The sequence below is a fragment of the Streptomyces sp. NBC_01689 genome, from assembly GCF_036250675.1.
Classification (GTDB): domain Bacteria; phylum Actinomycetota; class Actinomycetes; order Streptomycetales; family Streptomycetaceae; genus Streptomyces.
On the sequence record NZ_CP109592.1, the window covers coordinates 6,793,758 to 6,818,997 of the forward strand.

The 25,240-nt window shown below is 72.6% G+C and carries 20 protein-coding genes; 9 read left to right on the plus strand and 11 right to left on the minus strand.

The window, feature by feature from the left end; translation table 11 throughout:
* Positions 1-9: 9 nt before the first annotated feature.
* Positions 10-867: a type I methionyl aminopeptidase gene (gene map, locus OG776_RS29020; RefSeq protein WP_329322769.1), complete on the minus strand. Its 858-nt coding sequence runs from the start codon at positions 865-867 to the stop codon at positions 10-12.
* A 59-nt stretch (positions 868-926) separates the two neighbouring features.
* Between map and OG776_RS29025 the strand changes: the two genes are divergently transcribed.
* Positions 927-1,157, plus strand: coding sequence for a hypothetical protein (locus OG776_RS29025; RefSeq protein WP_148013709.1), 231 nt, complete (start codon positions 927-929; stop codon positions 1,155-1,157).
* Positions 1,158-1,381: 224 nt separating this feature from the next.
* On the opposite strand, the gene OG776_RS29030 is transcribed toward OG776_RS29025, so the two are convergent.
* Both OG776_RS29030 and OG776_RS29035 read right to left on the minus strand, forming a co-directional pair.
* Entirely contained in the window at positions 1,382-2,788 is a 1,407-nt protein-coding gene (locus tag OG776_RS29030; RefSeq protein WP_329322770.1) for an MFS transporter, read from the minus strand.
* A gap of 135 nt (positions 2,789-2,923) precedes the next feature.
* Positions 2,924-3,526 (minus strand): hypothetical protein, encoded by a 603-nt coding sequence (locus tag OG776_RS29035; RefSeq protein ID WP_148013708.1) that lies wholly within the window; start codon positions 3,524-3,526, stop codon positions 2,924-2,926.
* A 79-nt stretch (positions 3,527-3,605) separates the two neighbouring features.
* Here OG776_RS29035 and OG776_RS29040 point away from each other — a divergent pair, with 79 nt between their 5' ends.
* The 3 genes from OG776_RS29040 (at position 3,606) to OG776_RS29050 (ending at position 5,845) form a co-directional block, all read left to right on the plus strand.
* On the plus strand, positions 3,606-4,751 hold the full coding sequence (locus OG776_RS29040) for a sialidase family protein (protein ID WP_329322771.1): 1,146 nt from the start codon (positions 3,606-3,608) through the stop codon (positions 4,749-4,751).
* The gene (gene npdG / locus OG776_RS29045; RefSeq protein WP_148013706.1) at positions 4,738-5,442 is read left to right on the plus strand and encodes an NADPH-dependent F420 reductase; all 705 of its coding nucleotides are present in this window, start codon (positions 4,738-4,740) and stop codon (positions 5,440-5,442) included. Before OG776_RS29040 ends, npdG begins: the two co-directional genes overlap by 14 nt.
* Before the next feature lie 187 nt (positions 5,443-5,629).
* Positions 5,630-5,845, plus strand: coding sequence for a hypothetical protein (locus OG776_RS29050; protein WP_148013705.1), 216 nt, complete (start codon positions 5,630-5,632; stop codon positions 5,843-5,845).
* Here OG776_RS29050 and OG776_RS29055 read toward each other — a convergent pair.
* Positions 5,835-6,635: a site-2 protease family protein gene (locus tag OG776_RS29055; protein ID WP_329322772.1), complete on the minus strand. Its 801-nt coding sequence runs from the start codon at positions 6,633-6,635 to the stop codon at positions 5,835-5,837. The genes OG776_RS29050 and OG776_RS29055 overlap by 11 nt on opposite strands.
* A gap of 926 nt (positions 6,636-7,561) precedes the next feature.
* On the opposite strand from OG776_RS29055, the gene OG776_RS29060 reads away from it, so the two are divergent.
* A complete protein-coding gene (locus OG776_RS29060; protein ID WP_329322773.1) occupies positions 7,562-10,954 on the plus strand; it encodes an AfsR/SARP family transcriptional regulator in 3,393 nt (1,130 codons plus the stop codon).
* Positions 10,955-10,990: 36 nt separating this feature from the next.
* On the opposite strand, the gene OG776_RS29065 is transcribed toward OG776_RS29060, so the two are convergent.
* The 3 genes from OG776_RS29065 to panB all read right to left on the minus strand — a co-directional run bounded on the left by OG776_RS29065 (position 10,991) and on the right by panB (position 14,000).
* Positions 10,991-11,869: an ABC transporter permease gene (locus OG776_RS29065; RefSeq protein WP_329322774.1), complete on the minus strand. Its 879-nt coding sequence runs from the start codon at positions 11,867-11,869 to the stop codon at positions 10,991-10,993.
* A complete protein-coding gene (locus OG776_RS29070; RefSeq protein ID WP_148013702.1) occupies positions 11,866-12,894 on the minus strand; it encodes an ATP-binding cassette domain-containing protein in 1,029 nt (342 codons plus the stop codon). Before OG776_RS29070 ends, OG776_RS29065 begins: the two co-directional genes overlap by 4 nt.
* A gap of 218 nt (positions 12,895-13,112) precedes the next feature.
* Positions 13,113-14,000 carry a 3-methyl-2-oxobutanoate hydroxymethyltransferase gene (gene panB, locus OG776_RS29075; protein WP_329322775.1) on the minus strand — a complete coding sequence of 296 codons (888 nt, stop codon included), beginning with the start codon at positions 13,998-14,000 and terminating at the stop codon, positions 13,113-13,115.
* Between the two features lie 312 nt (positions 14,001-14,312).
* Between panB and OG776_RS29080 the strand changes: the two genes are divergently transcribed.
* The 4 genes from OG776_RS29080 (at position 14,313) to OG776_RS29095 (ending at position 19,332) form a co-directional block, all read left to right on the plus strand.
* Complete coding sequence (locus OG776_RS29080) at positions 14,313-15,905, plus strand: MFS transporter (protein WP_148013700.1); 1,593 nt, start codon at positions 14,313-14,315, stop codon at positions 15,903-15,905.
* Positions 15,906-16,025: 120 nt separating this feature from the next.
* Positions 16,026-16,646, plus strand: a complete 621-nt coding sequence (locus OG776_RS29085; protein ID WP_187285999.1) for a TetR/AcrR family transcriptional regulator — start codon at positions 16,026-16,028, stop codon at positions 16,644-16,646.
* 219 nt (positions 16,647-16,865) lie between these two features.
* Positions 16,866-17,903, plus strand: coding sequence for an endonuclease/exonuclease/phosphatase family protein (locus OG776_RS29090; RefSeq protein WP_148013699.1), 1,038 nt, complete (start codon positions 16,866-16,868; stop codon positions 17,901-17,903).
* Between the two features lie 205 nt (positions 17,904-18,108).
* Positions 18,109-19,332, plus strand: coding sequence for an MFS transporter (locus OG776_RS29095; protein ID WP_148014920.1), 1,224 nt, complete (start codon positions 18,109-18,111; stop codon positions 19,330-19,332).
* A gap of 4 nt (positions 19,333-19,336) precedes the next feature.
* Here OG776_RS29095 and OG776_RS29100 read toward each other — a convergent pair whose 3' ends face one another.
* From OG776_RS29100 to OG776_RS29115, 4 genes are all read right to left on the minus strand, one after another.
* Complete coding sequence (locus OG776_RS29100) at positions 19,337-21,382, minus strand: NAD(+) synthase (protein ID WP_148014921.1); 2,046 nt, start codon at positions 21,380-21,382, stop codon at positions 19,337-19,339.
* Between the two features lie 191 nt (positions 21,383-21,573).
* A complete protein-coding gene (locus OG776_RS29105) occupies positions 21,574-23,514 on the minus strand; it encodes a S53 family peptidase (protein WP_148013698.1) in 1,941 nt (646 codons plus the stop codon).
* Positions 23,515-23,817: 303 nt separating this feature from the next.
* Positions 23,818-24,441: a DUF305 domain-containing protein gene (locus tag OG776_RS29110; RefSeq protein WP_148014113.1), complete on the minus strand. Its 624-nt coding sequence runs from the start codon at positions 24,439-24,441 to the stop codon at positions 23,818-23,820.
* A gap of 5 nt (positions 24,442-24,446) precedes the next feature.
* Positions 24,447-25,118 carry a DUF3105 domain-containing protein gene (locus OG776_RS29115; protein ID WP_148013697.1) on the minus strand — a complete coding sequence of 224 codons (672 nt, stop codon included), beginning with the start codon at positions 25,116-25,118 and terminating at the stop codon, positions 24,447-24,449.
* Positions 25,119-25,240: the final 122 nt, after the last annotated feature.

A 25,240-nucleotide genomic window follows, 5' to 3' on the forward strand; every position in this document is an offset into this window, starting at 1 on the left:
CGGACGGGGTTACGGCAGCGTCAGGATCTCCGCGCCGGTGTCGGTCACCACCAGGGTGTGCTCGAACTGGGCGGTCCGCCTGCGGTCCTTCGTCACGACCGTCCAGCCGTCGTCCCACAGGTCGTACTCGTGCGTGCCGAGCGTGAGCATCGGCTCGATCGTGAAGGTCATCCCGGGCTGGATGACGGTCGTGGCGTGCGGGCTGTCGTAGTGCGGGACGATCAGTCCGGAGTGGAACGAGGAGTTGATCCCGTGTCCCGTGAAGTCCCGCACGACCCCGTACCCGAAGCGCTTCGCGTACGACTCGATGACACGGCCGATGACGTTGATCTGGCGGCCCGGCCTGACCGCCTTGATGGCGCGGTCGAGGGACTCCCGGGTCCGCTCGACCAGCAGCCGCGACTCCTCGTCCACGTCGCCGACCAGGTACGTCGCGTTGTTGTCGCCGTGCACCCCGCCGATGTACGCCGTCACGTCGAGGTTGATGATGTCGCCGTCCCGCAGGACCGTGGAGTCGGGGATGCCGTGGCAGATGACCTCGTTCAGGGAGGTGCACAGCGACTTGGGGAACCCGCGGTAGCCGAGGGTGGAGGGGTAGGCGCCGTGGTCGCACATGTACGTGTGCGCGACGCGGTCCAGCTCGTCCGTGGTGACGCCGGGCGCGATCAGCTTGGCGGCCTCGGCCATCGCCTGCGCGGCGATCCGGCCGGCGATCCGCATCGCCTCGATCGTCTCGGCGTTCTGCACCTCCGGACCGGTGTACGGCGTCGGGGCGGGCTTGCCCACATACTCGGGACGCCTGATGTTTCCCGGGACGGGACGGGTGGGAGAGAGCTCTCCTGGTACGAGCAGCGACTGGCCAGACATGCCAGCGAGTCTAACCAGCGGGCATGGGGGCACTATGTCCGTGGCGAAAGGAGCAGGTCATGGCCCTCTTCAAGAAGCGGACCGTCGCGAAACCCGGCGAGTGGTACTACTGCCTCGTCCACCAGAAGGTCGAGGAGGGTCCGGAGTGCCCCGCCAAGGACCGGTTCGGCCCCTACGCCACCCGCGGTGAGGCCGAACACGCCATGGAGACCGCCCAGGAACGCAACCTGGAGTGGGAGACGGACCCCAAGTGGCACGACGCGACGGCCCAGAATCCGGACGACGACTGACCCGCGGGGCTGACCGGCGCTACCGGCCCGCCTCGGCCGTCGCGTCCGGCCCGTTCGCCGGGTGCCTCGGCCGATCCGACGCGGCGCTCCGGAATGGCCGGTCGGCGACGGCGGTGTACGGCGGCCCGACCGCTCGTGGGCCGTGTGCGGCGGCTCGACCGCTGGTGCCGGCCGCGGCGGGGACCGGTCCACGCGGCGGCTTTCGACCCCGGGGCGGGCGGCCGTCAGGCGTGCGGGCGGGCGGCCGCCGTGGAACTCCGGACGGAGCGCATCCGTACGGCGTGCTCGTTCGTCCGCACGTCGTACCTCATCAGCCCCGGCAGGCACAGCCCCAGCAGGCCCACCGCGCCCACGCAGAGCACGCCTCCCGCCCAGATCGACGTGCGTACGCTCGTCCACGCGGCCATTCCGCCGGCCCGTACCTGGCCCAGCTGAGGACCGACGGAGTACGACAGCAGTTCGATGCCGGCCAGCCGGCCGCGCAGCTCGTCCGGGATGGTCTGGTTCCACATCGCGCCGCGGAAGATCCCGCTGACCATGTCGAAGCTCCCGGCGAGGACGAGGAACAGCAGCACCAGCCCCACGTCGTGGACGGCCCCCGCGGCCACCATGGCCAGCCCCCAGCAGGCCGCCGCCAGGGCCACCATCCGGCCGTGTCGGTGGACACGGGAGGTCCAGCCGCTGGTCAGGGTCGCCAGCAGCGCCCCGGCGGGCAGCGCCGCGTACATCAGCCCCAGCGACCACTCGGCGTCGAGTTCGTCCGCCAGGAACGGCAGCACGGCGAGCGGCATCGCGAAGAACATCGCCGCCAGATCGATCGCGTACGTGCCGAGCAGCTCCTTGCGGCTCCACGCGTAGCGCGCGCCCTCGGCGATCGACCTCAGGGACGGCTTCGCGGCCTCGTGCGAGGCCGGTGACGGCCCGAGTCCGAGAACCAGGACCACCGAGACCACGAAGGTCGCCAGGTCCACGCCGTACGCCCAGCCGAGTCCGGCGTACGCCACCACGACCCCCGCGAGCGCGGGGCCCGCGACCCCGCCGACCGACCAGCGCAGCGAGTTCAGCGAGGCGGCGGCCGGCAGGTGTTCGTGGGCGACGATCCGCGGCACCAGCGAGTCCAGCGCGGGCCGCTGCACCGCCACGAGAGCGGACGAGAACGCGGCGACCGCGTACAGCGGCCACACCGCGGGGGTCGGCGTCAGCGCGTTGACCAGCAGCGCCGCGCACAGCAGCCCCTGCCCGGCCTCCGTGCGGACGATCAGCTTTCGCTTGTCCAGGGCGTCCGCCAGCGCCCCGCCGTACAGCCCGAACACGATCAGCGGGACGAGCTCCACCGCTCCGATCGCGCCCACGGCGACCGCGGATCCGGTCAGGACCTTCATCTGCACCGGCAGCGCGACGAAGGTCAGCGAGCTGCCGAAGTGGGTGATCAGCCCGGACAGCCACAGCCGCCGGAAGTCGGCGGATTCCCGCCAGGGCGCGAGATCGGGGAGGAGCGACCGCGTACGCGAGGGCCGCGCGTCCGGCGCGGCGGGCGTGTCCCCGGCGGCGTGCGAGCCGGGGGAGGGGGCGTCCTGGGGTGGTCCGACCCGGGTCGGCGGTGCGGGGGGTGCGGGTGCTTCTTCGCTCACGTGGGCTCATGCTGAACGTCGCCCTCCCCGCGCGGCAACCGCTTTTCCGCGCGGCGCCCCGCCGAACGGGCCGACCCCCGCCTCCACCCCACCCCCCCGCCGTCCCGCCACCGCGCCGCGGCCGGACCGAGGTTGCTACCAGCGTGTCGGGGGTGGCGCCGTCAGGTGGTCGGCGAGGCGGGAGAGGCGGTCGCGCAGACGGCGGCGCCCGCGCTGCGCGGGCAGGGTGTTCTCCCCGGCCGCCGCGCTGACGAGGTGCTGGACGGTGTCGAGGTCGAGCTCGTGGTCCGGCGGTACGGTCAGCGCCTCGTGCGCCATCGCCTCCAGGTCATGGTCGCCGGAGCCGAGCGCCAGCACGGTGGCGCCGGCCCGCCGGGCGTCGTGGACCCGCTCCAGGAGCGGCGCCCCGGGGGCGGACGGCGCCACCACGAGCAGGGTCTCCCCGCGCCGCGCGGCCTCGACACGACCGAGTCCCACGGCCAGATGGGCGGGGTCCGAGGCCCGCGCCCCGTGCCGCACCAGCGTCGGTGACAGCTCCGGAGTGCCCGACCAGGCGGCCTCGTCCACCAGATGCGCCGCCAGGTGCCACGGCTCGTACTCCGGCGTGCCCACGAGCAGCAGCCCGCCCCCGTACGACACCACGGAGCCGCGCAGGGCCCCCGCGAACCGCCGGGTGGCCCCCGGCCACTCCGTCCCGGCCAGGACCTCGCGCAGCAACGCGACCCGTACCGCATCCATGCGCACGCATCCTGCCGCAACCGGGGACTCGTCAGGCGGAGTTCACCATGAATTCGCCCGGGTGGGGCAGAGGCCGCGCATGACCGAACCCAACGCGACGACCAGCGTCCCCTTCCGCGCGGGGAGCGAGGGCCGGGCGAGCTTCCGCATCCCCGCCCTCGTCGTCACCCGCGCGGGCACCCTGCTCGCCTTCTGCGAGGGAAGGGTCGACTCCGCCCAGGACCACGGCCGTGTCGCCATCGTCCTGAAGCGGTCGACGGACGGCGGCCGCACCTGGGGGGCGCTGCGGGTCGTGGCCGAGAACGGGCACGACCTCGCGGGCAACCCCGCCCCCGTCGTCCTCGACACCGGCCGCGTCCTGCTCGTGCACGTCCGCGCCGCGGCCGCCGCCACCGAGGACGCCATCCTGCGGGGCAGGGTGAGCGCCGCCGACGGCCGCCGGGTGTGGGTGCAGCACAGCGACGACGACGGCCTCACCTGGTCCGCGCCGCGCGAGATCACCCCGCAGGTGAAGAGAACGGAGTGGCGGTGGTACGCGACCACCCCGGGGCACGCGATCCAGCTCACCACCGGCCGCGTGGTCGTGCCCGGCAACCACACCCTGCCGCCCGTCGGCACCGACAACGGCACGGAGGCCCGCTACAACAGCGGTCACTGTCTCCTCAGCGACGACCGCGGCGCGACCTGGTACCTCGGCTACCTCGACGAGAACACCGACGGATACGTCAACGCGAACGAGACGACGGCCGCCGAACTCCTGGACGGACGCGTCTACTTCAACACCCGTAACGACTCGCCCTCGCCGGGCTGCCGGGCCGACGCCCACTCCGCGGACGGCGGGCGCACCCTGCTGAAGCCCTTCCGCCCGCAGGCCGGGCTCGTCACCCCGGTGGTCCAGGGCAGCGTCCTCCAACTCCGCGACCCCGACGTGCTCCTGTACGCGGGGCCCGCCGACCCGGCCGCCCGGGCCCTGATGACGGTGCGCGCGTCCGACGACGGCGGCACCACCTGGCGGCCCGTGCACACGGTCGACGGACTGCCCGCCGCCTACAGCGATCTGGCCCGGATCGACACCGCGACCGTGGGACTCCTCTACGAGACCGGCGACTTCGGCCCGTACGAGACGATCACCTTCCGGCGCGTCCCGGTGACCGCCCTCGCCCGGGCCCCCGAAGCCACCGCGGCGGGGTCCGCGCACGTAAGGTCGGCCCATGACCTCTACTGACAGCGCACAGAAGGCCCCCGCCAAGGACCCGTGGGACCTGCCCGACGTCTCCGGGCTGGTCGTGGGCGTGCTCGGCGGCACCGGTCCGCAGGGCAAGGGCCTGGCCTACCGGCTCGCCAGGGCCGGCCAGAAGGTGATCATCGGATCACGTGCCGCGGAGCGGGCGCAGGCCGCCGCCGCGGAACTGGGGCACGGTGTCGAGGGTGCCGACAACGCCGAGTGCGCCCGCCGCAGCGATCTCGTGATCGTCGCCGTGCCGTGGGAAGGGCACGGCAAGACCCTGGAGGCCCTGCGCGAGGAACTGGCGGGCAAGCTCGTCGTCGACTGCGTCAACCCGCTCGGCTTCGACAAGAAGGGCGCGTACGCCCTGAAGCCCGAGGAGGGCAGCGCCGCCGAGCAGGCCGCGGCGCTGCTGCCGGACTCCCGGGTCACGGCCGCCTTCCACCACCTCTCGGCCGTGCTCCTCGAGGACCCGGAGACCGAGCGGATCGACACCGACGTGATGGTCCTCGGTGAGGAGCGAGCGGACGTCGAACTGGTGCAGGCGCTCGCCGGTCGCATCCCCGGCATGCGGGGGGTCTTCGCGGGCCGGCTGCGCAACGCCCACCAGGTCGAGGCGCTGGTCGCGAACCTGATCTCGGTGAACCGGCGTTACAAGGCCCACGCGGGCCTGCGGGTGACGGACGTATAGCGGCCGCACGGGCCCGGGACGGGCAGGGGCACGGCACGGGGACATGCGGGCACGGGGGCGCCCGGGCGCCGACGCCCGGGCTGCCGGGGCACCGGGGTCGGGGCACCGGACAACAAGGACACGGACATGAGGGACACTGGACGCCGCAGCACCAGCGATCCGCCCGTCCGTCAGGAGCCGTTCCCCCATGTCCGCCTCGCCCTCGCCCGCCCCGACCCGGCGACTCGCCCTCTACGCCCTCGCGGTCTGTGTCCTGTCCGTCGCCGCGGCCGTGGTCTCCTTCGTCCAGGGCAGCTGGCTGGGGATCGTGTGGGTGCTGCTGGCCGGTCTGTCGTCCAACATGACCTGGTACTACGCCCGGCGCGGCCGGGTCCGCGACCGCGCCGGGTCCGTCACCGGCTGACGGTGCAGAACTGGTCGGTGCTCTGCCAGAAACGGTAGAGGTTCTGGCCGCAGTAGCGTTGCAGGTCGTCGATGCCCAGTCCGCCCAGGACGGTGTCGATCAGGTCGAAGAACGCGGTGTTCACCGACGGGATCCACAGCACCGCGAACACGGCGAGCAGACCGAACGGCGCGAAGGGCTCCACCTGGCGGCGGACCTCGTACGACAGCCAGGGCTCGATGACGCCGTAGCCGTCCAGGCCCGGGACCGGCAGGAAGTTCAGGATCGCCGCCGTGACCTGGAGCAGCGCGAGGAACGCCAGCGCGTACTGGAAGGTGCGCGGCACGCCGTCCAGCGCGTGCAGCCAGAACGGCGCCGTGCACACCGCCGCGAACAGCACGTTCGTCAGCGGGCCCGCCGCCGAGATCAGGCTGTGCTTCCAGCGGCCCTGGATGCGGTTCCGCTCGATGAAGACCGCGCCGCCCGGCAGACCGATCCCGCCCATGATCACGAAGATCACCGGCAGCACGATGCTCAGCAGCGCGTGCGTGTACTTGAGCGGGTTGAGCGTCAGATAGCCCTTCGCGCCGATCGAGATGTCGCCGCTGTGCAGGGCGGTGCGCGCGTGCGCGTACTCGTGCAGGCAGAGCGAGACGATCCAGGCGGCCGTCACGAACAGGAACACGGCCACGCCGGGCTGTTCGGCGAACCCGGTCCAGGTCGCCCAGCCGGTCACCGCCATCACGGCCACGATGCCGACGAAGACGGGGCTGATCCTCCGGTCGCTGCGGCGGGACGCGGCGGTGGTCATGGGACTCCCTGGACTGGTGCGCGGGTGCTGGGCCTGCCCGACCGTACCGGGCCCGCACGGAAAACGTCTCGCGACGGCCACCGGTTCCGGAGAGGCCGGCCCCATGACCGCACGAGGACGGACCCGCCGCCGGTCCAGGAGGGGCCCGCCGGTCCGGGCCGGGGCCCCTGCCGGCCCCTGGGAACGGAGCTCCGGCCGGCCCGAGTCCGGGGCCCCCGCCGGGGTGGTGCCGGAACCTCCACCGAGACGGCGCCCGTCCCAGGCCGGAGCCCGTCCCGGAACCGCGACCGTGCCCGGTCCGGGAGGCGGAGCTTGCGCCGGGCCGGAGCTTGCGCCGGGCCGGATTCTCCACCGGGCTGGGGCCGTTCCGTGTCGGAGCTTGTCCCGGGGTCGCGACCCCGCCCGGTTCTGGAGACGGAGCCTCCACCGGGCAGGAATCTCGGCCGGGTTGGGGCCCGGTTCTGGAGACGGAGCCCCCAGCAGGCGGAGCTACCGCTGGGATGGGACCTCCACCGGGCCGGAGCCCTGCCGGGATGGGGCCCGACTCCGGGCGGAGCCCTGCCGGGACCGGGCCCCCGCCTAGTCCCGAAGACCGGGCCCCCGCCAGGCGGAGCTTCCGCCGGGGTGAGACCTCCACCGGACCGGGGCTTCCGCCCGGCCGTAGCCCACCGCCGAAATGGGGCTCGGTCCCGGAGACGGAACCCGTCCCGGGACCGGAGTCCCCGCCCGGCCCGGAGACGGATCCCCCGCCGGGTCGGAGCCCCCATCGGCCCGGAGCCCCCGCCGGAGTGGGCCCCGCACCGGGGCGGGCGCCCGTCCCCGCCCGGCGACCGCCCCGGGCCGGAGCCCGCCCCGAGACCGTGCCCCCGGCCGGTCCCGGAGCCCGTTGCCGTACCCGACGTCCGTACGCGACGGCACCGGAGACAATGGACCCCGTGCGCTACCGCATCCTCGGAACCACCCAGGCACTCCGCACCGACGGCACGGCCGTCCCGGTCGGCGGTGCGCGCCTGCGCGCGCTGCTGACCGTGCTCGCGCTGCGGCCGGGCCGGACCGTGCCCGCCGCCGTCCTGGTCGACGAGGTGTGGGACGGCGACCCGCCCGCCGACGCGTCCGCGGCGCTCCAGGCACTGGTCGGACGGCTGCGCCGCGCGCTCGGCGCCGACGCGGTGGGGTCGGCGGACGGCGGCTACCGGCTCGCCGCGGCGCCCGACGACATCGACCTGCACCGCTTCGAGCGGCTCGCCGGGGAGGGCGCCCGCGCGCTCGCCGACGGCGACCCGGCGAAGGCGGCCGTCATCCTCGACGACGCCCTCGCGCTGTGGCACGGGCCGGCCCTGGCCGACCTCCCCGACCGCGCCGCCGAAGCGGTCCGCTGGGAGACCAGGCGCCTCGACGTGCGCCGCGCCCGCCTCGCCGCGGCCCTGGCACTCGGCCAGGCCGAGCAGTCCCTGCCCGAACTCACCGCCCTGTGCGACCTGCACCCCCTGGACGAGCCGCTGCACGCGCTGCGGCTGCGTGCCCTGCGCGACGCGGGCCGCCCCGCCGAGGCCCTGGCCGCCTACGAGTCGGTCCGCGCGCTGCTCGCCGACCGGCTGGGCTCCGACCCCGGCCCGGAGCTGCGCGCGCTGCACGGAGAGCTGCTCCGCCCGGCCGACCCGGCGCCCTCCCCGCGGGCCCCCGCGCACCCGGGCGGCGCCGGGTCCCGTACCCGGCCCGTACCGCACCACCCGGCACCGGCCGGACACGCCACCGCGCCCGCGCCGCGCGTCCCCGCGACCGGGCGGCGGCCCGGTGCCACTCCCGCGCCGCCCGGCAACCTCCGTGCCCGGCTCACCTCGTTCGTCGGACGGGAGGCCGACATCGGCACGATCCGGAACGACCTCGCCTCGGCCCGGCTGGTGACCCTGCTCGGCCCCGGCGGCGCCGGGAAGACCCGGCTGTCGCAGGAGGCGGCGGAGGCCGTCGCCTCCGGGCTCCGGGACGGCGTGTGGCTGGCCGAACTCGCCCCGGTCGACGACGCGAAGGCCGTGCCCGACGCGGTGCTCACCGCCGTCGGAGCCCGCGAGACCGTGCTGCGCGGGGCCGGCGCCGAAGAGATGCGGGCCGCCTCCGAGCGGCACGACGACCCGCTGCACCGGCTCGCCGAGTACTGCTCCAAGCGCACCATGCTGCTCATCCTCGACAACTGCGAGCACGTCGTGGACGCCGCGGCGCGCCTGGCCGAGGAGCTCCTGGAGCGGTGCCCGGGGCTGACCGTACTGGCCACCAGCCGTGAACCCCTCGGCGTACCGGGGGAGTTGCTGCGGCCCGTGGAACCCCTGCCGGAGCCGTTCGCGCTGCGGCTGTTCGCCGACCGAGGGGCCTCCGCCCGGCCCGGCTTCCGGATCGACGCCGACGCCGGGACCGCCGAGGCCGCGGCGGAGATCTGCCGCCGGCTGGACGGACTGCCGCTCGCCATCGAACTCGCCGCGGCCCGGCTGCGGATGCTCACCCCGCGGCAGATCGCCGACCGGCTCGACGACCGGTTCCGGCTGCTGACCTCGGGCAGCCGTACGGTGCTGCCGCGCCAGCAGACCCTGCGGGCCGTTGTCGACTGGTCCTGGGACCTTCTCGACGGGGACGAACGGGACGTCCTGCGACGGCTGTCGGTGTTCGCGGGCGGCTGCGACCTCGCCGCCGCCGAGGCCGTCTGCGGCCCGGCGGCCCTGGAGGCGCTCGGATCGCTGGTCGACAAGTCCCTCGTGGTCGCCGCCCCCTCCGGCGACGGCGCGATGCGCTACCGGCTGCTGGAGACCGTCGCCGAGTACGCCGGTGAACGGCTCGACGAGTCCGGCCGGCGCTCCGCGGCCGAGCGCGACCACCTCACGTACTACCGGGAACTCGCCCGCACCACCGACCCCCAGCTGCGCAGCCCCGGCCAGCGCGCCGCGATCGAGCGGATGGAACGGGAGTCGGAGAACCTGCGGGCCGCCCTGCAGCGTGCCGTCGCCACCGGCGACGAGCAGGAGGCGCTCTGTCTCGTCCTCTCGCTCGCCTGGTACTGGCAGATGCGCGACCTGCGGCTGATGGCCCGGCACTGGTCGAACGAGGTCATGGCCCTCGGCCCCGACCCCTTTGCCGAGCCCCTGCGGCCCGTCCCGCCGCTGACCGAGAGCTGCACGGACGCTCCGCCGCCGATGCGCCCCGAGATCCTCGACGAGGCGCGCCGCGGCCTGCATCTCGTCCATCTCGCCTGCATGGACATGGACATGGGCGCCTGGGAGACCCCCGAGGCCCAGGTGAAACTGCGCGCCATCAGCCGGGCCTACAGCCCGGGGCTGCCGCAGACCTGCCGCAGCCCCGGCAACCTCTGGTTCTACGCCGTGATCATGACGGGTGACGTGGACAGGATGCACGCCGTCATCGACGAGACCGTCCGCACCTGCCGCGACCTCGGCTACGCGTGGGAGCTCGGCGTCGCCCTCCAGATGCGCGCCAACGTCCTCGCCAACCGGGCCACCTGGTCGGGCGACGCGGTCCGGGACGCGGAGGAGGCGCTGGAGATCTTCACCCGGATCGGGGACTCCTGGGGGGCCGCGGAGGCGCTGTCGGCGCGCGGCGAGGCCTATGAACGCCGGGGCGACTACCGGCTCGCGGCCGACGACTACGCCCGGGCGATGGCGTACGCCGAGGGGCTCGGCGCGCACGCGCAGACGGCGGTGCTGAGCACCCGGCTCGGCGGCGTCCTCATCGAGTCCGGCGAGACCGAGCGCGGTGAGCGGATGCTGCGGGACGTGCTGGCGCGGGGCGAGGGCAGCCTGAACGAGGCCATGCCCGCCTCCCGGCTCTTCCTGGCGATATGGCTGGGCCGCAGCGGGCGGGTCCCGGAGGCCCGCGAGCAGATGCGGCTGCTGCGCGCGGACTTCGAGGCCGTCACCTTCGTGGTCTTCGACGGCTTCGTGCTGGGTGTGGAGGCGTGGCTGGACGCGCTGGAGGGCCGGTACGAGGCCTCCCTGGCGAAGGTCGGCAAGGCGCTGGAGCGGGCGGGCGATCCGCTGTCGCAGGTCATCGCGCCGCACATGGTCTCCGCGCATCTGACCACCGCGGCCGTCGCCCTCACCGGTGTGGACGGCGGGCGGCGGGTGCGTGACGCGGCCGTGCTGCTCGGCGCGGCCGACCGGCTGCTGCCGCCGGGGCACTTCGCCGGTCCGATGGAGGGCGAGGTGCGGGTCCGGGCCGAGACCGGTGTACGGGCCCTGCTGGACGACGCGGCGTACGAGGCCGCGTACGCCGAGGGCGGCGCGCTCTCCCTGGAGGAGGCCGCCGCCCTCGTGTGACGCGGACCGGGGGTGCCGAGGTCGTCTCGGCGGACGTCAGCTCTTGGTGCGGAACTTGTGGATCGCGATCGGCGCCATCACCACGGTGAGCCCCGCCGTCCAGGCGAGGGTCACCCACAGTCCGTGCGTGACCGGGCCGCCGACCATCAGACCGCGTGTGGTGTCCGCGAGCGAGGACAGCGGGTTGTACTCGGTGAAGGCGCGCAGCCAGCCCGGCATGGTCCCGGTCGGCGAGAAGATCGACGAACCGAACTGCAGGGGCATCAGGACCAGGAAGCCCATCGCCTGCACCGACTGCGCGTTCTTCATCGTCACCCCGAGGACCAGGAAGATCCACATCAGGGCCGAGCCGAAGAGGACGGACAGACCCACGGAGGCGAACAGGCCGGGCCAATCGGTGATGTCGAAGCCGACCAGCACGCCGACGACCAGGAGGATCGTCGTGGCGACGAGCATCCGCAGCAGTTCCACCACGATCTTGGCGAAGAGCACGGATCCCTGGCCGATGGGCAGGGTGCGGAAGCGGTCCATCACCCCGGTCTGGAAGTCCTGGTTGAAGCCGGTGCCGACGGCCGTCGCGATGTTCATGGCCGTCATCGCCATCAGTCCGGGCACCACGTACTGCACGTAGGCGTCCTGTCCGCCGCCCAGGGACTGGCCGATGGAGCCGCCGAAGACGTACACGAACAGCAGGGTGAAGACGATCGGCATCAGGACGGCGTCGAACATCGACTCCGGGTCCTGGCGGATCCACAGCAGGTTGCGGCGGACGAGGGCGCCGATGTGGCGTGCGTGCGCCCGGGGGGAGATGCGCGGGTCTCCCGCGGCGGCGAGGGGGGCTTCGGCGGCGGGCGGAAGGTGCGGGGCGGAGCCGCCCCTCGGAAGGGTGGTGGCGGGCGACGGGCGGGCGCTCATGCGGAGACCTCCTCGTAGGCGCGGGCGGGCGGCGTGTCCTGCGGGGCACTGGCCTTGTGGCCGGTGAGGGACAGGAACACCTCGTCAAGACTGGGCAGTTCGGTGGAGATGGAGGCGATGGTGATGCCGCGCGCGCTGACCGCGCCGACCACGGCGGTGAGCTGTTCGTCGCTGAGGATCGGCACCACCACGGTGCCGGTCTCGATGTCCACGGCCGAGGACGCGAGCCCGGTGAGGCCCAGCTCGTCGAAGAGGGCGGCCAGCGGGCGCAGTTCCAGCGGGTCAAGCGGGCGGATGCGCAGCGTACGGCCGCCGACCCGGGCCTTCAGGTCGTCGATCCGGCCGTTGGCGATGACCTTGCCGCGGTCGATGACCGTCAGCTCGGACGCCAGCTGCTCGGCCTCCTCCATGTACTGGGTGGTGAGCAGGACGGTCGCGCCGTCCGCGACCATCCGCTTGACCTCCTTCCACACCTCGTTGCGGGTGCGCGGGTCGAGCCCGGTGGTCGGCTCGTCCAGGTAGAGGACGGACGGGTCGCCGATCATGGAGGCGGCGAGGTCGAGCCTGCGGCGCATGCCGCCGGAGTACGTGGACGCGGGGCGCTTGGCGGCGTCGGTGAGCGAGAAGCGCTCCAGGAGCTCGTCGGCGCGCCGGCGGGCCTCCTTGCGGGGCAGGTCCAGCAGCCGCCCGATCATGTACAGGTTCTCCCAGCCGGGGAGCTTCTCGTCGACCGAGGCGTACTGGCCGGTGAGGCCTATCACGCGGCGCAGCTGGCGGGGCTGGGTGAGCACGTCGTAGCCGGCCACCGTCGCCCGTCCGGCGTCCGGGGTGACCAGGGTGGACAGGATGCGGACGAGGGTGGTCTTGCCGGCGCCGTTGGGACCGAGCACGCCGAGGACGGTGCCTTCGTGGACGTCCAGGTCCACGCCGTCCAGTGCCTTGGTCTCGCCGTAGTGCTTGACCAGCCCCCGCACGGTGACGGCGCTGCGGGCGCCGCCGCCGGGGTTCTTGTCGATTCGCGTCATGACCACAAGATGTCAGTGCCCACCGACAAACCGCCTACAGGGTGCCTACAGCGTTCGGTGCTGACCGACGGGCCGCCGACAGCGACAGCGACAGTGGCAGCGGGCGGTGGCCGACGGGGTGGTGCGCACACCCCTGTCCGGGAACGGCGACAGCCCGCCGACGGGGGAAGTTCGGCGGGCTGTCTTGGTGCCGCAGTGGCTCGGTGGGGCCGGTGAGGCTAGTGGACGGAGTGCTCCTCCAGGGGGAACGTCCCGCCGACCACGTCGTCGGCGAAGGCGCGGGCCGCGTCGCCGATGACCGTCCGCAGATCGGCGTACTGCTTCACGAACTTCGGCACCCGGCCCCCGGTGAGGCCGAGCATGTCGGTCCAGACCAGGACCTGTGCGTCGGTCTCCGGGCCGGCGCCGATGCCGACGGTCGGGATGTGCAGGGTGCGGGTGACCTCGGCGGCGAGCTCCGCCGGCACCAGCTCCAGGACGACCGCGAAGGCGCCCGCGTCCTGGACCGCCTTGGCGTCGCGCAGCAGCTGCTGGGCGGCTTCCTCGCCGCGGCCCTGGACGCGGTAGCCCATGGAGTTCACGGACTGCGGGGTGAGACCGATGTGCGCCATGACGGGGATGCCGGACTCGACGAGCAGCTCGATCTGGCGGTGCGAGCGCTCGCCGCCCTCCAGCTTCACGGCGCCGACGCCGGCCTCCTTGACCAGCCGGGTGGCGGAGCGCAGGGCCTGGACCGGGCCCTCCTGGTACGAGCCGAAGGGCAGGTCGCCGACGATCAGGGCGCGGCTGGTGCCGCGGACGACGGCGGCGGACAGCATCGTCATCTCGTCGAGGGTGACGGGCACGGTGGTCTCGTAGCCGAGGTGGCAGTTGCCGGCCGAGTCGCCGACGAGCATCACCGGGATGCCGGCGTCGTCGAAGACCGACGCGGTCATCGCGTCGTAGGCGGTGAGCATGGGCCACTTCTCGCCGCGCTCCTTGGCCGCGGTGATGTCGCGGACCGTGATGCGGCGGGTGCTCTTGCCTCCGTACAGCGCCCTGGCGCTGTCGGTGGTGGCCCGCGCACCGTCGGCGGGCTGGTTCGGGGCAGCCGAGAGCTGCGTCATCGCAACGGCTCCTTCTGTCATCTCGAGGCGCCCTGACGGCGTCCCCGGATCGCCTCCATGGTGGCACCTCGTGCCATCGGGTGCCAGACCGGGTCGAGCGAGACGCGTCTCATCCCCGGGGTTTCGGGGTGCATCCCCAGACTTCGGGACGCGTCTCCCGGCACCGGAGCAGGTCCGCCGACCGGGTGACCCCCGCCCGCGCGGGCGGTGCCCCCTCACCCGGACGCGCGGCTCCGGCCCGGTTCGTAAGGTCTCCGTAAAAGATTTACGATACGATACGGTTCCGTATCGAATTTCGTTAGGCTCCCGCCCATGACAACTCCCGCTGCCCCCGCCGAACGGCGTGTGCCCGAAGCGGTGCACCGGCGCCGCTGGGCCATTCTCGGCGTGCTCATGCTCAGCCTGTTGATCGTGGTCCTGGACAACTCGATCCTCAACGTCGCGATCAAGACGATCTCCACCCCGGCACCCACCGGGCTCGGCGCCACGCAGAGCCAGCTGGAGTGGGCCATCAACGCCTACACGCTCGTCTTCGCCGGGCTGCTCTTCACCGCGGGCCTCCTCGGCGACCGGCTCGGCCGCAAGAAGGTCCTGCTCGCCGGTCTGGCGGTCTTCGGGGTGGGCTCGGCTCTGGCGGCGGAGTCCGGCTCACCCGTCCAGCTCATCGTCTTCCGCGCCGTCATGGGCTTCGGCGCCGCCTTCGTGATGCCCGCCACCCTCGCCGTCCTCATGAACGTCTTCGAGCGCGAGGAACAGCCCAAGGCCATCGGCATCTGGGCCGGCGGCGTCGGTCTGGCCATCGCCATCGGCCCGATCACCGGCGGTGTGCTGCTCGCCCACTTCTGGTGGGGCTCCGTCTTCCTGATCAACGTGCCGATCGTGGTCCTCGCGCTCGGCCTGATGTTCTGGCTGGTCCCCGACTCCCGCGACCCGAACCCCGGCCGTGTCGACCTGGTCGGTGTCGTGCTCTCCGTCATCGGACTCGTGCTGCTCGTCTACGGCATCATCAAGGGCGGCCAGCTGGCCTCCTTCACCGACGCGACGGTCCTCGCCACCATCGGGGCCGGAGTCGCCGTCCTCGTCGCCTTCGTCGTCTACGAGAAGCGCAGCGACCATCCCTCCATCGACGTCACGTACTTCAAGAACAAGGTCTTCTCGGCCGCCATCGCCGCCATCGCGCTCGTCTTCTTCGCACTGATGGGCGTGACCTTCTTCTCCGTCTTCTACACCCAGAGCGTGCGCGGCTACTCGCCCCTGAAGACCGGTGTGCTGATGCTGCCGCTCGCCGCCGCCCAGCTCATCTTCGCGCCGCGCGCCCGCCTCGTCGTCGACCGCATCGGCAACCGGGCCACCTGCACGGCGGGCCTGCTGCTGCTCGCCGCGATGCTCGGCGCGTTCGCCACACTGAAGGCGGACACCCCGATCTGGCTCCTCGAGGTCGTCTTCTTCCTGATGGGCACCGGCATGGCGCACATCATGACCCCGACGAGCGTCGTCATAATGCAGGCCCTGCCGCGCGAGAAGGCCGGCTCCGCCTCCGCCCTCAGCAACGTCTTCCGCCAGGTCGGCGGCGCCCTCGGCATCGCGGTCCTCGGTTCGGTCCTCTCCTCGGCCTACCGCAACGGCATCGAGGACAAGCTCTCCCTTCTCCCGCCCGGCCTGCGCCACACCGCGGGCGAGTCCATCGAGGCCACCCTCGGTGTCGCCGCCAAGCTCGGCCCCCGGGGCGAGGCCCTCGTCACCCCGGCCAACGACGCCTTCCTGCACGCCATGCACGTCACCGCCCTGTGCGGCGCCGGGGTCGCGATCGTGGGCGCCGTCATCGTCGCCGTGTTCCTGCCGGGCCGTCCGCCGGCCCGGCAACAGGACGAGGACCGGACGGAGTTGGTGACCGCGGAGCACTGACGGAAGTACACGGCGGGGCGCCCCGTGGCATCGGCACCGGGCGCCCGACCCGCCGCACACGCCCGATCCGCCGCACCCCGGCGGGAACCAGCAGCCCAGGACGAAGGAACGGAGCGACACGTGAACCTCGCGGAAAGCCGGGAAAGGCACGAGGGTCCCACCCGGGGGCGCCCCCGCAGCGAGGCCGTGGAACGCTCCATCATCGAGGGCGCGATGAAACTCCTGGAGGACGGCGTCCCGCTCGCGGACATCTCCATCGAACGGCTGGCCCGCACGGCGGGCGTCGGCAAGGCGACCATCTACCGCCGCTGGAGCGGCAAGGAGGAACTCTTCGTCGACGTCCTGCGCGCCGCCGAACCCCCGGACGCCGAACTCCCCGGCACCTCGATGCGCGACGACCTGATCGCCCTTCTGGAACCGCTGCGCCGGCGGGGTCTCGCCAGCCGCTCCTCGGCGCTCCTGCACAACGTCTACGCCCAGATAAAGACCAGCCCGAAGATCTGGGCGGCCTACCAGGCGACCGTCATCGAACCGCGGCGCCGGACCACGTTCGAGGTCCTGCGCCGCGGGCAGCGTGACGGTGAACTCCGCGCCGACGTGGACATAGAGGTCATCAACGACCTCTTCGTCGGACCCATGCTGGTGCGCGCCGTGATGCGCCCGGAGGCCGAACTCCCCGAGAACCTCGCCGAGCAGATCGTGGACGCGGTGCTCACGGGGCTCCGCCCGCCCGGACGTTAGCCCGTCCGTCAGGACGCGGCTCGCCCGGACGGCGGGACGGCCGAATGTGCGCGTTTCGTCACAGAGGCCGCGCACCGCCCCCGATTCGGAACCCCGGAAGCCGAGTTGTTCGTCCTCGTGCCCGTACAGCCGTCATGCGACGGCAGGAACGGCACCGATCATCCCCTAGGGTCGTACCGCGGGACTGACGGTGTGCACGGCAGGTTGTGAGGCGACGGTATGGCGCAGGCGTACATGACGGAGACGGGCAGCGGCGGCTCGGGGCCCGAGCGTCGAGGATCCCGGCTTCGGCGCCTGCTGGAGACGTGGCGCGCAGACCGCGGCATCTGGCGCCGCGGCCTGGTCCTCGCCGCGATCGCGCTCCTCCTCGCCCTGGTGATGCTGCTGCACGCGCAGATCCCGAACCGGATCGGCAACCTCGGCAGCCTCACCGAGACGTTCCTGCCGTGGATCGGCCTGTTCGTCCCGGTCCTGCTCGCCCTCGCGCTGGTACGGAGGTCCGCGAGCGCCCTGATCGCCGTGCTGCTCCCCACGGTCGTCTGGCTGAACCTCTTCGGCGGACTGCTCGTCGACCGGACCGGCAGCGGCGGCGACCTCACCGTCGCCACGCACAACGTCAACGCGGAGAACCCCGACCCGTCCGGCACCGCCCGTGACGTGGCCGCCTCCGGCGCCGACGTGGTGGCCCTGGAGGAGCTGACGGCCACCGCCGTCCCCACGTACGAGAAGGCGCTGGCCGCCACGTACAAGTACCACTCCGTGCAGGGCACGGTCGGGCTGTGGAGCAAGTACCCGCTGACCGGGGCCCGGCCCGTGGACATCAAGCTGGGCTGGACGCGGGCGATGCGGGCGACGGTGGCGACGCCGGAGGGCGGCGTCGCGGTGTACGTCGCCCACCTCCCCTCGGTGCGGGTCAAGCTGGAGGCCGGGTTCACCGCCCGCCAGCGCGACCGCAGCGCCGACGCGCTGGGCGAGGCGATCGCCGACGAGCCGCTGCAGAGGATCGTCCTGCTCGGCGACCTCAACGGCACCATGAACGACCGGTCGCTCAACGGCGTCACCTCGCAGATGCGCTCCACCCAGGGCGCGGCGGGCAGCGGCTTCGGCTTCAGCTGGCCGGCGTCCTTCCCGATGGCCCGGATCGACCAGATCATGGTCAAGGGCGTCGAGCCGGTGACCTCCTGGACGCTGCCCGAGACCAGCAGCGACCATCTCCCGATCGCCGCCCGCGTGAAGGTCGCGGCAACCGGTTCTTAACCTGCCGGAATACTGGGCCTGAGAGAGTTTGTTCCATAGCTGAACTTACGAAGCCCGTGCACATCGACGTGCACGGGCGCGTCCGTGCGCACGGAACGGGCCCGTCGGCCGGCCCGTCGGTGTGACGGCCCGCCGACCCGCGGCACGCCGGTCCGTTCCGTGCCCCGCCCCGCTCCATCGCCCCGCTGCCCCGAAAGGCCCCCTCATGCCCCTGGCCCTGCTCGCCCTCGCCGTGGGCGCCTTCGGCATCGGCACCACCGAGTTCGTGATGATGGGCCTGCTGCCCGACGTCGCGGACGACCTCCACATATCCCTCCCCGCCGCCGGCCACCTGGTCTCGGCGTACGCGCTCGGCGTGGTGATCGGCGCCCCGCTGCTCGCCGCGGCCACCGCCCGCCTGTCCCGCCGCAAGGTCCTGATCGGCCTCATGGTCCTCTTCGTCGCGGGCAACGCGCTCTCCGCCCTCGCCCCCGACCAGCACTGGCTGCTCGCCGCCCGCTTCCTCAGCGGCCTGCCGCACGGCGCCTTCTTCGGTGTCGGCGCCGTCGTCGCCACCGGCCTGGTCGCGCCCGAGCGCAAGGCACGCTCCGTCTCGCTGATGTTCCTCGGGCTGACCGTCGCGAACATCGCCGGAGTGCCGGTCGCCACCTCCGTCGGCCAGCACTTCGGCTGGCGGGTCACCTTCCTCGGGGTCAGCCTGATCGGGCTGGCCGCGATCGCCACACTGGCGCTGCTCGTCCCGCACGACCACACCCAGGCCGCGAGCGGCGGTCTGCGCGGCGAACTGGCGGCCCTGCGCTCCCTGCCCGTCTGGCTGGCGCTGGGGACGACGGTGGCGGGCTTCGGCGCGCTGTTCTCCGCGTACAGCTACGTCACGCCGATGCTCACCGAGTCCGCCGGGTACTCCGAGTCCAGCGTCACGCTGCTGCTCGCGCTGTTCGGCGTCGGCGCGACGGCGGGCAACCTGGCGGGCGGACGGCTGGCGGACCATTCCCTGCGCGGCACCCTCTTCGGCGGTCTCGCGTCCCTGGTCGCGGTCCTCGCGCTCTTCCCCGTCCTGATGGCGGCCCAGTGGAGTGCCGCGCTCGCCGTCACCCTGCTCGGCACGGCCGCCTTCGTCACCGGCTCCCCGCTCCAGCTGATGGTCATGGAGAAGGCGGCCGCGGCCCCGTCGCTGGCCTCCTCCGCCAACCAGGCCGCGTTCAACCTCGCCAACGCGGGCGGCGCGTGGATCGGCGGGCTCGCCCTGGCCGCGGGCTTCGGCGCCACCTCCCCGGCGCTCGCCGGAGCCGCACTCGCCGTGCTCGGCCTGGCCGTAGCCGGGACGGCCTACGCGGTCGACCGCCGCCACCGGGCCGCCCACTCGGTCACCCCCGGCCGTCTGGTCGCCGCCCACGTCCCCGACCGGCCGGAGGCGCTGCGCCGCTGAACGGTCAGCCTCGCGTCTCCGGCGGGTCGAAGCGAGCCAGGTCACGCAGCCAGGTGCGGGCCGAACTGTCGGACGGCGCGCGCCAGTCGCCCCGCGGCGAGAGCGAACCGCCCGCCGACACCTTCGGCCCGTTCGGCATCGCCGAGCGCTTGAACTGCGCGAACCCGAAGAAGCGGCGGCAGAACACCTCCAGCCAGCGCCGGATCTCCGGCAGGTCGTACGCGCCCCGCTCGGCCTCGGGGAAGCCGGGCGGCCAGGCGCCCGCGTCCGGGTCGTGCCAGGCGTGCCAGGCGAGGAAGGCGATCTTCGACGGCCTGAACCCGTAGCGCAGTACGTGGAAGAGCGTGAAGTCGTGCAGCGCGTACGGGCCGATCTTCGACTCGGTGGACTGCATCTCCTCGCCCGGGACCAGCTCCGGGCTGATCTCCGTGTCGAGGATCGCGGCGAGCGTCCGGCCGGTCTCCTCGCCGAACTGGCCGGTGCCGATGACCCAGCGGATCAGATGCTGGATCAGCGTCTTCGGGACGCCCGAGTTGACGTTGTAGTGACTCATCTGGTCGCCCACGCCGTACGTGGACCAGCCGAGCGCCAGCTCCGACAGGTCACCGGTCCCGAGCACGATGCCGCCGCGCTGGTTGGCGAGCCGGAACAGGTAGTCGGTGCGCAGTCCGGCCTGCACGTTCTCGAAGGTGACGTCGTACACGGGCTCGCCGGACGCGAAGGGATGCCCCATCTCCTCCAGCATCAGCCGGGCGGTCGGCGTGATGTCCAGCTCGGCCGCGGTGACGCCCAGGGAGCGCATCAGCTCGTGCGCGTTGCCCTTGGTGTGGTCGCTGGTGGCGAAGCCGGGCAGGGTGAAGGCGAGGATGTCGCTGCGCGGGCGGCCCGCCCGGTCCATCGCGCGGGCCGCGACGATCAGCGCGTGCGTGGAGTCGAGCCCTCCGGACACCCCGATGACGACCTTCGGGCCACCGATCGCCGCGAGCCGCTGCTGCAGCCCCGCGACCTGGATGTTGTACGCCTCGTAGCAGTCCAGGGCCAGCCGGTCGGGGTCCGCGGGCACGAACGGGAAGCGCTCGACGCGACGCCGCAGGCCCAGGTCGCCGGAGGGCGGGTCGAGCCGGAACGACACGGTGCGGAAATCGGCGGCGCGGGCGGTGTGGGTGCGCCGGTTGTCGTCGAAGCTGCCGGTCCGCAGCCGCTCCTGGCGCAGCAGGTCGAGGTCGACGTCCGCCACCGCGAACCGGTCGTCGAGCGGGAAGCGGTCGGACTCGGCCAGCAGCGTCCCGTTCTCGTAGATCATGGTCTGTCCGTCCCAGGACAGATCGGTGGTCGACTCGCCCAGGCCGGCCGCCGCGTAGACGTACGCGGCGATGCAGCGCGACGACGCCGAGCGGCACATCAGCCTGCGGTCCTCTGCCCGGCCGACGGTGATCGGACTGCCGGAGAGGTTGGCGAGGACGGTGGCGCCCGCCAGGGCGGCCTCGGCGCTCGGGGGCACCGGCACCCACATGTCCTCGCAGATCTCCGTGTGCAGCACCAGGCCCGGGACGTCGTCCGCGGCGAACAGCAGGTCCACACCGAACGGCACGGACTCGCCGCCGACGCGGATCGTGCCGCCGCGCTCGTCGTCGCCCGCGGCGATCTGCCGACGCTCGTAGAACTCCCGGTAGTTGGGCGGGTACGACTTGGGCACGACACCGAGCACCCGGCCGCGGTGCACGACCACCGCGCAGTTGTAGACCCGGTTGCGGTGGCGCAGCGGGGCGCCCACGACCAGCACCGGCAGCAGTTCCGCCGAGCCCGCCACCACGGTCCCGAGCGCCTCCTCGACCTGGTCGAGCAGCGCGTCCTGGAGCAGCAGGTCCTCGATCGAGTAGCCGCACAGCCCCATCTCCGGGAAGACGGCGACGGCGACACCCTCCCCGGCGCACCTGTGCGCCTGGCGCAGGACCGCCTCGGCGTTGGCGGGCGGGTCCGCGATGACGGTGTGGCCCGTGCAGGCGGCGACGCGTGCGAAGCCGTGCTGATAGAGCGACCGGAAGTTCAGAGAAGGCACTCGCCCAGTGTAATCGTCAGAGCGACGCGATGGGGGGCTGGGGCGGGTGGGCGGTCCCCGTCGACGACGGAGGCCGGGCGGAGGCCAGGGGGAGGCCGGCCGCGGGGAGCGCCGGGCCGGGCCGGACGTGACGGTGCGCCCGCCTCCACGGGGGAGGCGGGCGCACCGTCCGTGCGCGCCGGTCAGTGCCGGCGGAACGAGCTGACGTAGCCCGGGGCGGGGGAACCCACACCGGTCACGTCGTCATAGCCCTTCACGGCCGACAGCGAGCTGTCCTTGCCGAGGCTGCGCACGGAGGTCAGCAGACCCTCCGACGCGTCGAACGAGTTCGCGAAGTCCACCCGGGCCACGGCGAGTCCGGAGCCCGTGGGGTTGTCCGTGACGTCGTGGTACGCCTTGGAGCCGTACTTCGCGTAGATCGACGGGTTGGCGAAACCGATCGCCTTGCCGCCGCGCGCCTCCTGGGCCAGGGCCTGGACGGCCGCGATCACCGGCGCGGCGAGCGAGGTGCCGCCGATCCGGTACTCGCTGTACTGCTGCGACCCGTCCGGGAAGGTCTGCGTCTGGCCGACGCGGAAACCGGTGTTCGGGTCGGCGATCGCCGAGATGTCCGGCACGGTACGCATGGGCGTGGTGCCGCCCGCCTTGGCCAGCGCGTTCGGGACGACGCCCTTCTGGTAGAAGGGCTGCGCCACCGTCTTGCTGGTGCCGCCGCCCGCGCCCGAGGTGAACGCGCCCGGGAAGCCGGTCCAGCTCTTGCCGTCGGCCGCCAGCGAGGCCTTCTCGGTTCCCCAGCCGGTCTCGAACAGGTACTTGTCGTTCTTGCCGACCGCCAGCGAGGTACCGCCGACCGCCGTCACCCACGCCGAGTTGGCCGGGGTGTCGACCTGCTTCGTACCGGTGTTGGCGACCTCGTCGCCGTTGTCGCCGGAGGAGAAGTAGAAGCCGATGCCCTCGACCGCGCCGAACTGGAAGACCTGGTCGTAGGCCGCGGCGAGGTCCGGGGTCTGGTTGGCCTCGATGTCGCCCCACGAGTTGGAGACGATGTCGGCCAGGTGACCGTCGACGATCTTGCTGAGCGAGTCCAGCAGGTCGTCGTCGTAGCAGGAGGCGGCACCCACGTACGTGATGTTCGCCCCGGGCGCCACCGCGTGCACGGCCTCGACGTCGAGGGTCTCCTCGCCGTACCAGCCGGCCGCGCCGCACTCCTCGGTCTTCGTGTAGGTGCCGGGAAGCACCTGACGCAGCTGACTGGTGGAGTACTTCGCGTCACCGTGCTTCTTCGCGTACGAAGCGGCGTCGAACGCGATGGTCGGCGAGGCGTACGCGTCGGTGATGGCGACCCGGACACCCTTGCCGGTCTGCTTGCCCGCGCCGTAGGCGGCGCGGAGCTGCCGGCCGGTGTATCCCTGCACCGCGTACGGGATCTTCTTGCCGTACGCGCTCGGCAGCGTGCTCGCGGTCTTCGAGCCGTAGTACGAGGAGAACGGCCCGGCGTTGCGGAACACCGCGTCCGGAGGCGGCAGCGTGTCGTTGTGCGTCGCCTTGTGCGGGGCGTTGTCCAGACCGGTCACGGTCAGGACGGCGCCGTTCAGGGCGGCCGGGACCGAGGCCGACCCGGCCGGAGCCCGGTAGGTCCTGCTGCCCTTGGTGTAGTTGTGCAGCTGGGTGCCGAACGCCTTCTCGGCGGCGGCGACGTCACCGGTGACGGAGACGTAGTGCTGCGTGGTGCCGGTGACCTTCAGGCCGGCCGACTTCAGCCACGAGGTCACCGCGGTGACCTGCGCCTTGGTGGCGCCGAAACGGGCCTGCGTCTGCGCGGCGGTGAGGTACTTGCCGTACGAGGCAGACGCCGGGTCGGCGACGGCCTTGGCATACGCGGCAAGGCCGGCGGCGTCCCGGCCCGCGAAGTAGACCCGGGCGGAGACCTGGGAGCTGTCGGACGCGGCCCCCTTGTCCGCCTTCGCCGTGGCCCACGCGGGCTTGGTGCCCGCGAGGGTGTGCCGGCTCGGGCCGGTCGCGGCGTGGGCCGCGGGTATGCCGAGCGCCAGCGCACCGGCGAGCAGCGGCAATGTCGCTGCCATGCTCACTCCGGCGCGTACTGCAGCGCGATTGGATCTCATAAAACCCCCTGCGATGCGGTTCGTCGCATGTGCGGTCGTCCGTGATGTGCGAGACCGTGCGCCGAACAGCGGGCACACGGAATGGATCACGCTGGGGTCACTCTGGCGATGAACCGTTCATGCAAGGGGAATGAGAAAGCCAAGGAAACGCCAAGTGGGCGTGGTTGAAGGGCATTTGGGGGGCTTTGGAGGGGGTGCCGCGTGCGGACGTAGGGATATCCCTCGACTTCGCGTGAAGGGGTTCCCCGTTCCCGGTTCCGGGGCTCCCGGTCCCGCGGGTCCCCGCCCGTCCCCGGGCGGGTCCTAGCCGCGTGCCTTGGCGCCGCGCGCCTTCAACAGGTCGGCCATCAGCTTGATCTCGGACTGCTGCGCGTCGACCATGCCCTGCGCGAGCTTCTTCTCCACGCCGACCGTGCACTTCTGCACACAGCCCTCGGCCATGTGGATGCCGCCCTTGTGATGGTCGGTCATCAGCTGGAGGTACAGGATCTCCGCCTGCCTGCCCTTGAGCGTGTCCAGCTTCTTCAGCTCGGTGTTGGTCGCCATGCCCGGCATCAGCGCGCCGTCCTTGCCCGACGCCATGTCGCCCATGCCCATCCAGGTCATGGGCGGGTCCGCGGACACCTTCGGCAGATCCCACAGGTCGAGCCAGCCGAGCAGCATGCCGCGCTGGTTGGCCTGCGTCTGCGCGATGTCGTACGCGAGGCGCCGCACCTCCTCGTCGTCCGTGCGGTCGCGCACGAGGTACGACATCTCGACGGCCTGCTGGTGGTGGACCGACATGTCCCGTGCGAAGCCCGCGTCGGCGGAGTCCGCCGCGGGCGTCGCGTTCCCCGGGCCGTCGCTCTCGGCGACCGCGTACGTGATGGCCCCGGCGGCGACCAGCGCCGCCGCCGTGGCGCCCGCGATCCAGCCCGCCTGCCGCATCCGGGTCACTGCGACAGACCGTTGGTGCAGGCGGCGCCCGGCTCGGGCGTCTGCTTGCCCTGCACGAACTCGGAGAAGAAGGAGTTCACGGCCGGGTCGCTCGCGCCCGTCACCGTGCGCTGCTTGCCCCAGGCGCTGAGCATGACCGGGTCCTTCTGGTCGGCCACGGGGCTCATCAGGGTGTACGGGGTCTTCTTGACCTTCTCCGCGAGCGCCTTCACGTCGGCGTCCGAGGCCTTGTCGTTGTACGTCACCCACACGGCGCCGTGCTCCAGCGAGTGCACCGCGTTCATGTCGTTGACCGGCTTGGTGTAGACGTCGCCGTTGCAGTTCATCCACACCTGGTTGTGGTCACCGCCGACCGGGGGCTCCATCGGGTAGTCCACGGTCTTGGTGACGTGGTTGCGGGAGAGCTTCCCCGACCACGTGCGCACACCGTCCTTGCCCGTGACGAAGTGCCCGGAGCCGGCGCCCTTGGAGTCGCTCGCCGCGGTGTCGCTCTTGTCGGACTGCGACCTGACCAGGACGACACCGCCGACCACGAGACCGACGACGACGACCGTGCTCGCCGTGATCGCGAGGATCCGGTTGCGACGCTCCCGGGAGCGCTCGGCCTTGCGCATCTCGTCTATGCGCGCCTTGCGCTGCGCGGAGGTGGTGTTCTTGGCGGAACCCATGGCGAGTCCTTATGGGGATGGGACGGTCGGGTCCGCTGATCGTAATGGGGAGAGGGTGCCCGCAGGCGTTCAGGGCGCAGAATGTCCGAAGGTGCGCGCTCCGGACAGCGGCGGCGTTACGC

Bases quoted from the DNA above. Each gene is read 5' to 3' on its own strand.
- OG776_RS29110 (WP_148014113.1), bottom strand. From the start codon at position 24,441: ATGCGGCAGGCGGGCTGGATCGCGGGCGCCACGGCGGCGGCGCTGGTC.
- npdG (WP_148013706.1), top strand. From the start codon at position 4,738: ATGACCTCTACTGACAGCGCACAGAAGGCCCCCGCCAAGGACCCGTGG.
- OG776_RS29105 (WP_148013698.1), bottom strand. From the start codon at position 23,514: ATGAGATCCAATCGCGCTGCAGTACGCGCCGGAGTGAGCATGGCAGCG.
- OG776_RS29025 (WP_148013709.1), top strand. From the start codon at position 927: ATGGCCCTCTTCAAGAAGCGGACCGTCGCGAAACCCGGCGAGTGGTAC.
- OG776_RS29050 (WP_148013705.1), top strand. From the start codon at position 5,630: ATGTCCGCCTCGCCCTCGCCCGCCCCGACCCGGCGACTCGCCCTCTAC.
- panB (WP_329322775.1), bottom strand. From the start codon at position 14,000: ATGACGCAGCTCTCGGCTGCCCCGAACCAGCCCGCCGACGGTGCGCGG.
- OG776_RS29115 (WP_148013697.1), bottom strand. From the start codon at position 25,118: ATGGGTTCCGCCAAGAACACCACCTCCGCGCAGCGCAAGGCGCGCATA.
- OG776_RS29035 (WP_148013708.1), bottom strand. From the start codon at position 3,526: ATGGATGCGGTACGGGTCGCGTTGCTGCGCGAGGTCCTGGCCGGGACG.
- OG776_RS29095 (WP_148014920.1), top strand. From the start codon at position 18,109: ATGCCCCTGGCCCTGCTCGCCCTCGCCGTGGGCGCCTTCGGCATCGGC.
- OG776_RS29055 (WP_329322772.1), bottom strand. From the start codon at position 6,635: ATGACCACCGCCGCGTCCCGCCGCAGCGACCGGAGGATCAGCCCCGTC.
- map (WP_329322769.1), bottom strand. From the start codon at position 867: ATGTCTGGCCAGTCGCTGCTCGTACCAGGAGAGCTCTCTCCCACCCGT.
- OG776_RS29040 (WP_329322771.1), top strand. From the start codon at position 3,606: ATGACCGAACCCAACGCGACGACCAGCGTCCCCTTCCGCGCGGGGAGC.
- OG776_RS29070 (WP_148013702.1), bottom strand. From the start codon at position 12,894: ATGACGCGAATCGACAAGAACCCCGGCGGCGGCGCCCGCAGCGCCGTC.
- OG776_RS29060 (WP_329322773.1), top strand. From the start codon at position 7,562: ATGGACCCCGTGCGCTACCGCATCCTCGGAACCACCCAGGCACTCCGC.
- OG776_RS29065 (WP_329322774.1), bottom strand. From the start codon at position 11,869: ATGAGCGCCCGCCCGTCGCCCGCCACCACCCTTCCGAGGGGCGGCTCC.
- OG776_RS29080 (WP_148013700.1), top strand. From the start codon at position 14,313: ATGACAACTCCCGCTGCCCCCGCCGAACGGCGTGTGCCCGAAGCGGTG.
- OG776_RS29090 (WP_148013699.1), top strand. From the start codon at position 16,866: ATGGCGCAGGCGTACATGACGGAGACGGGCAGCGGCGGCTCGGGGCCC.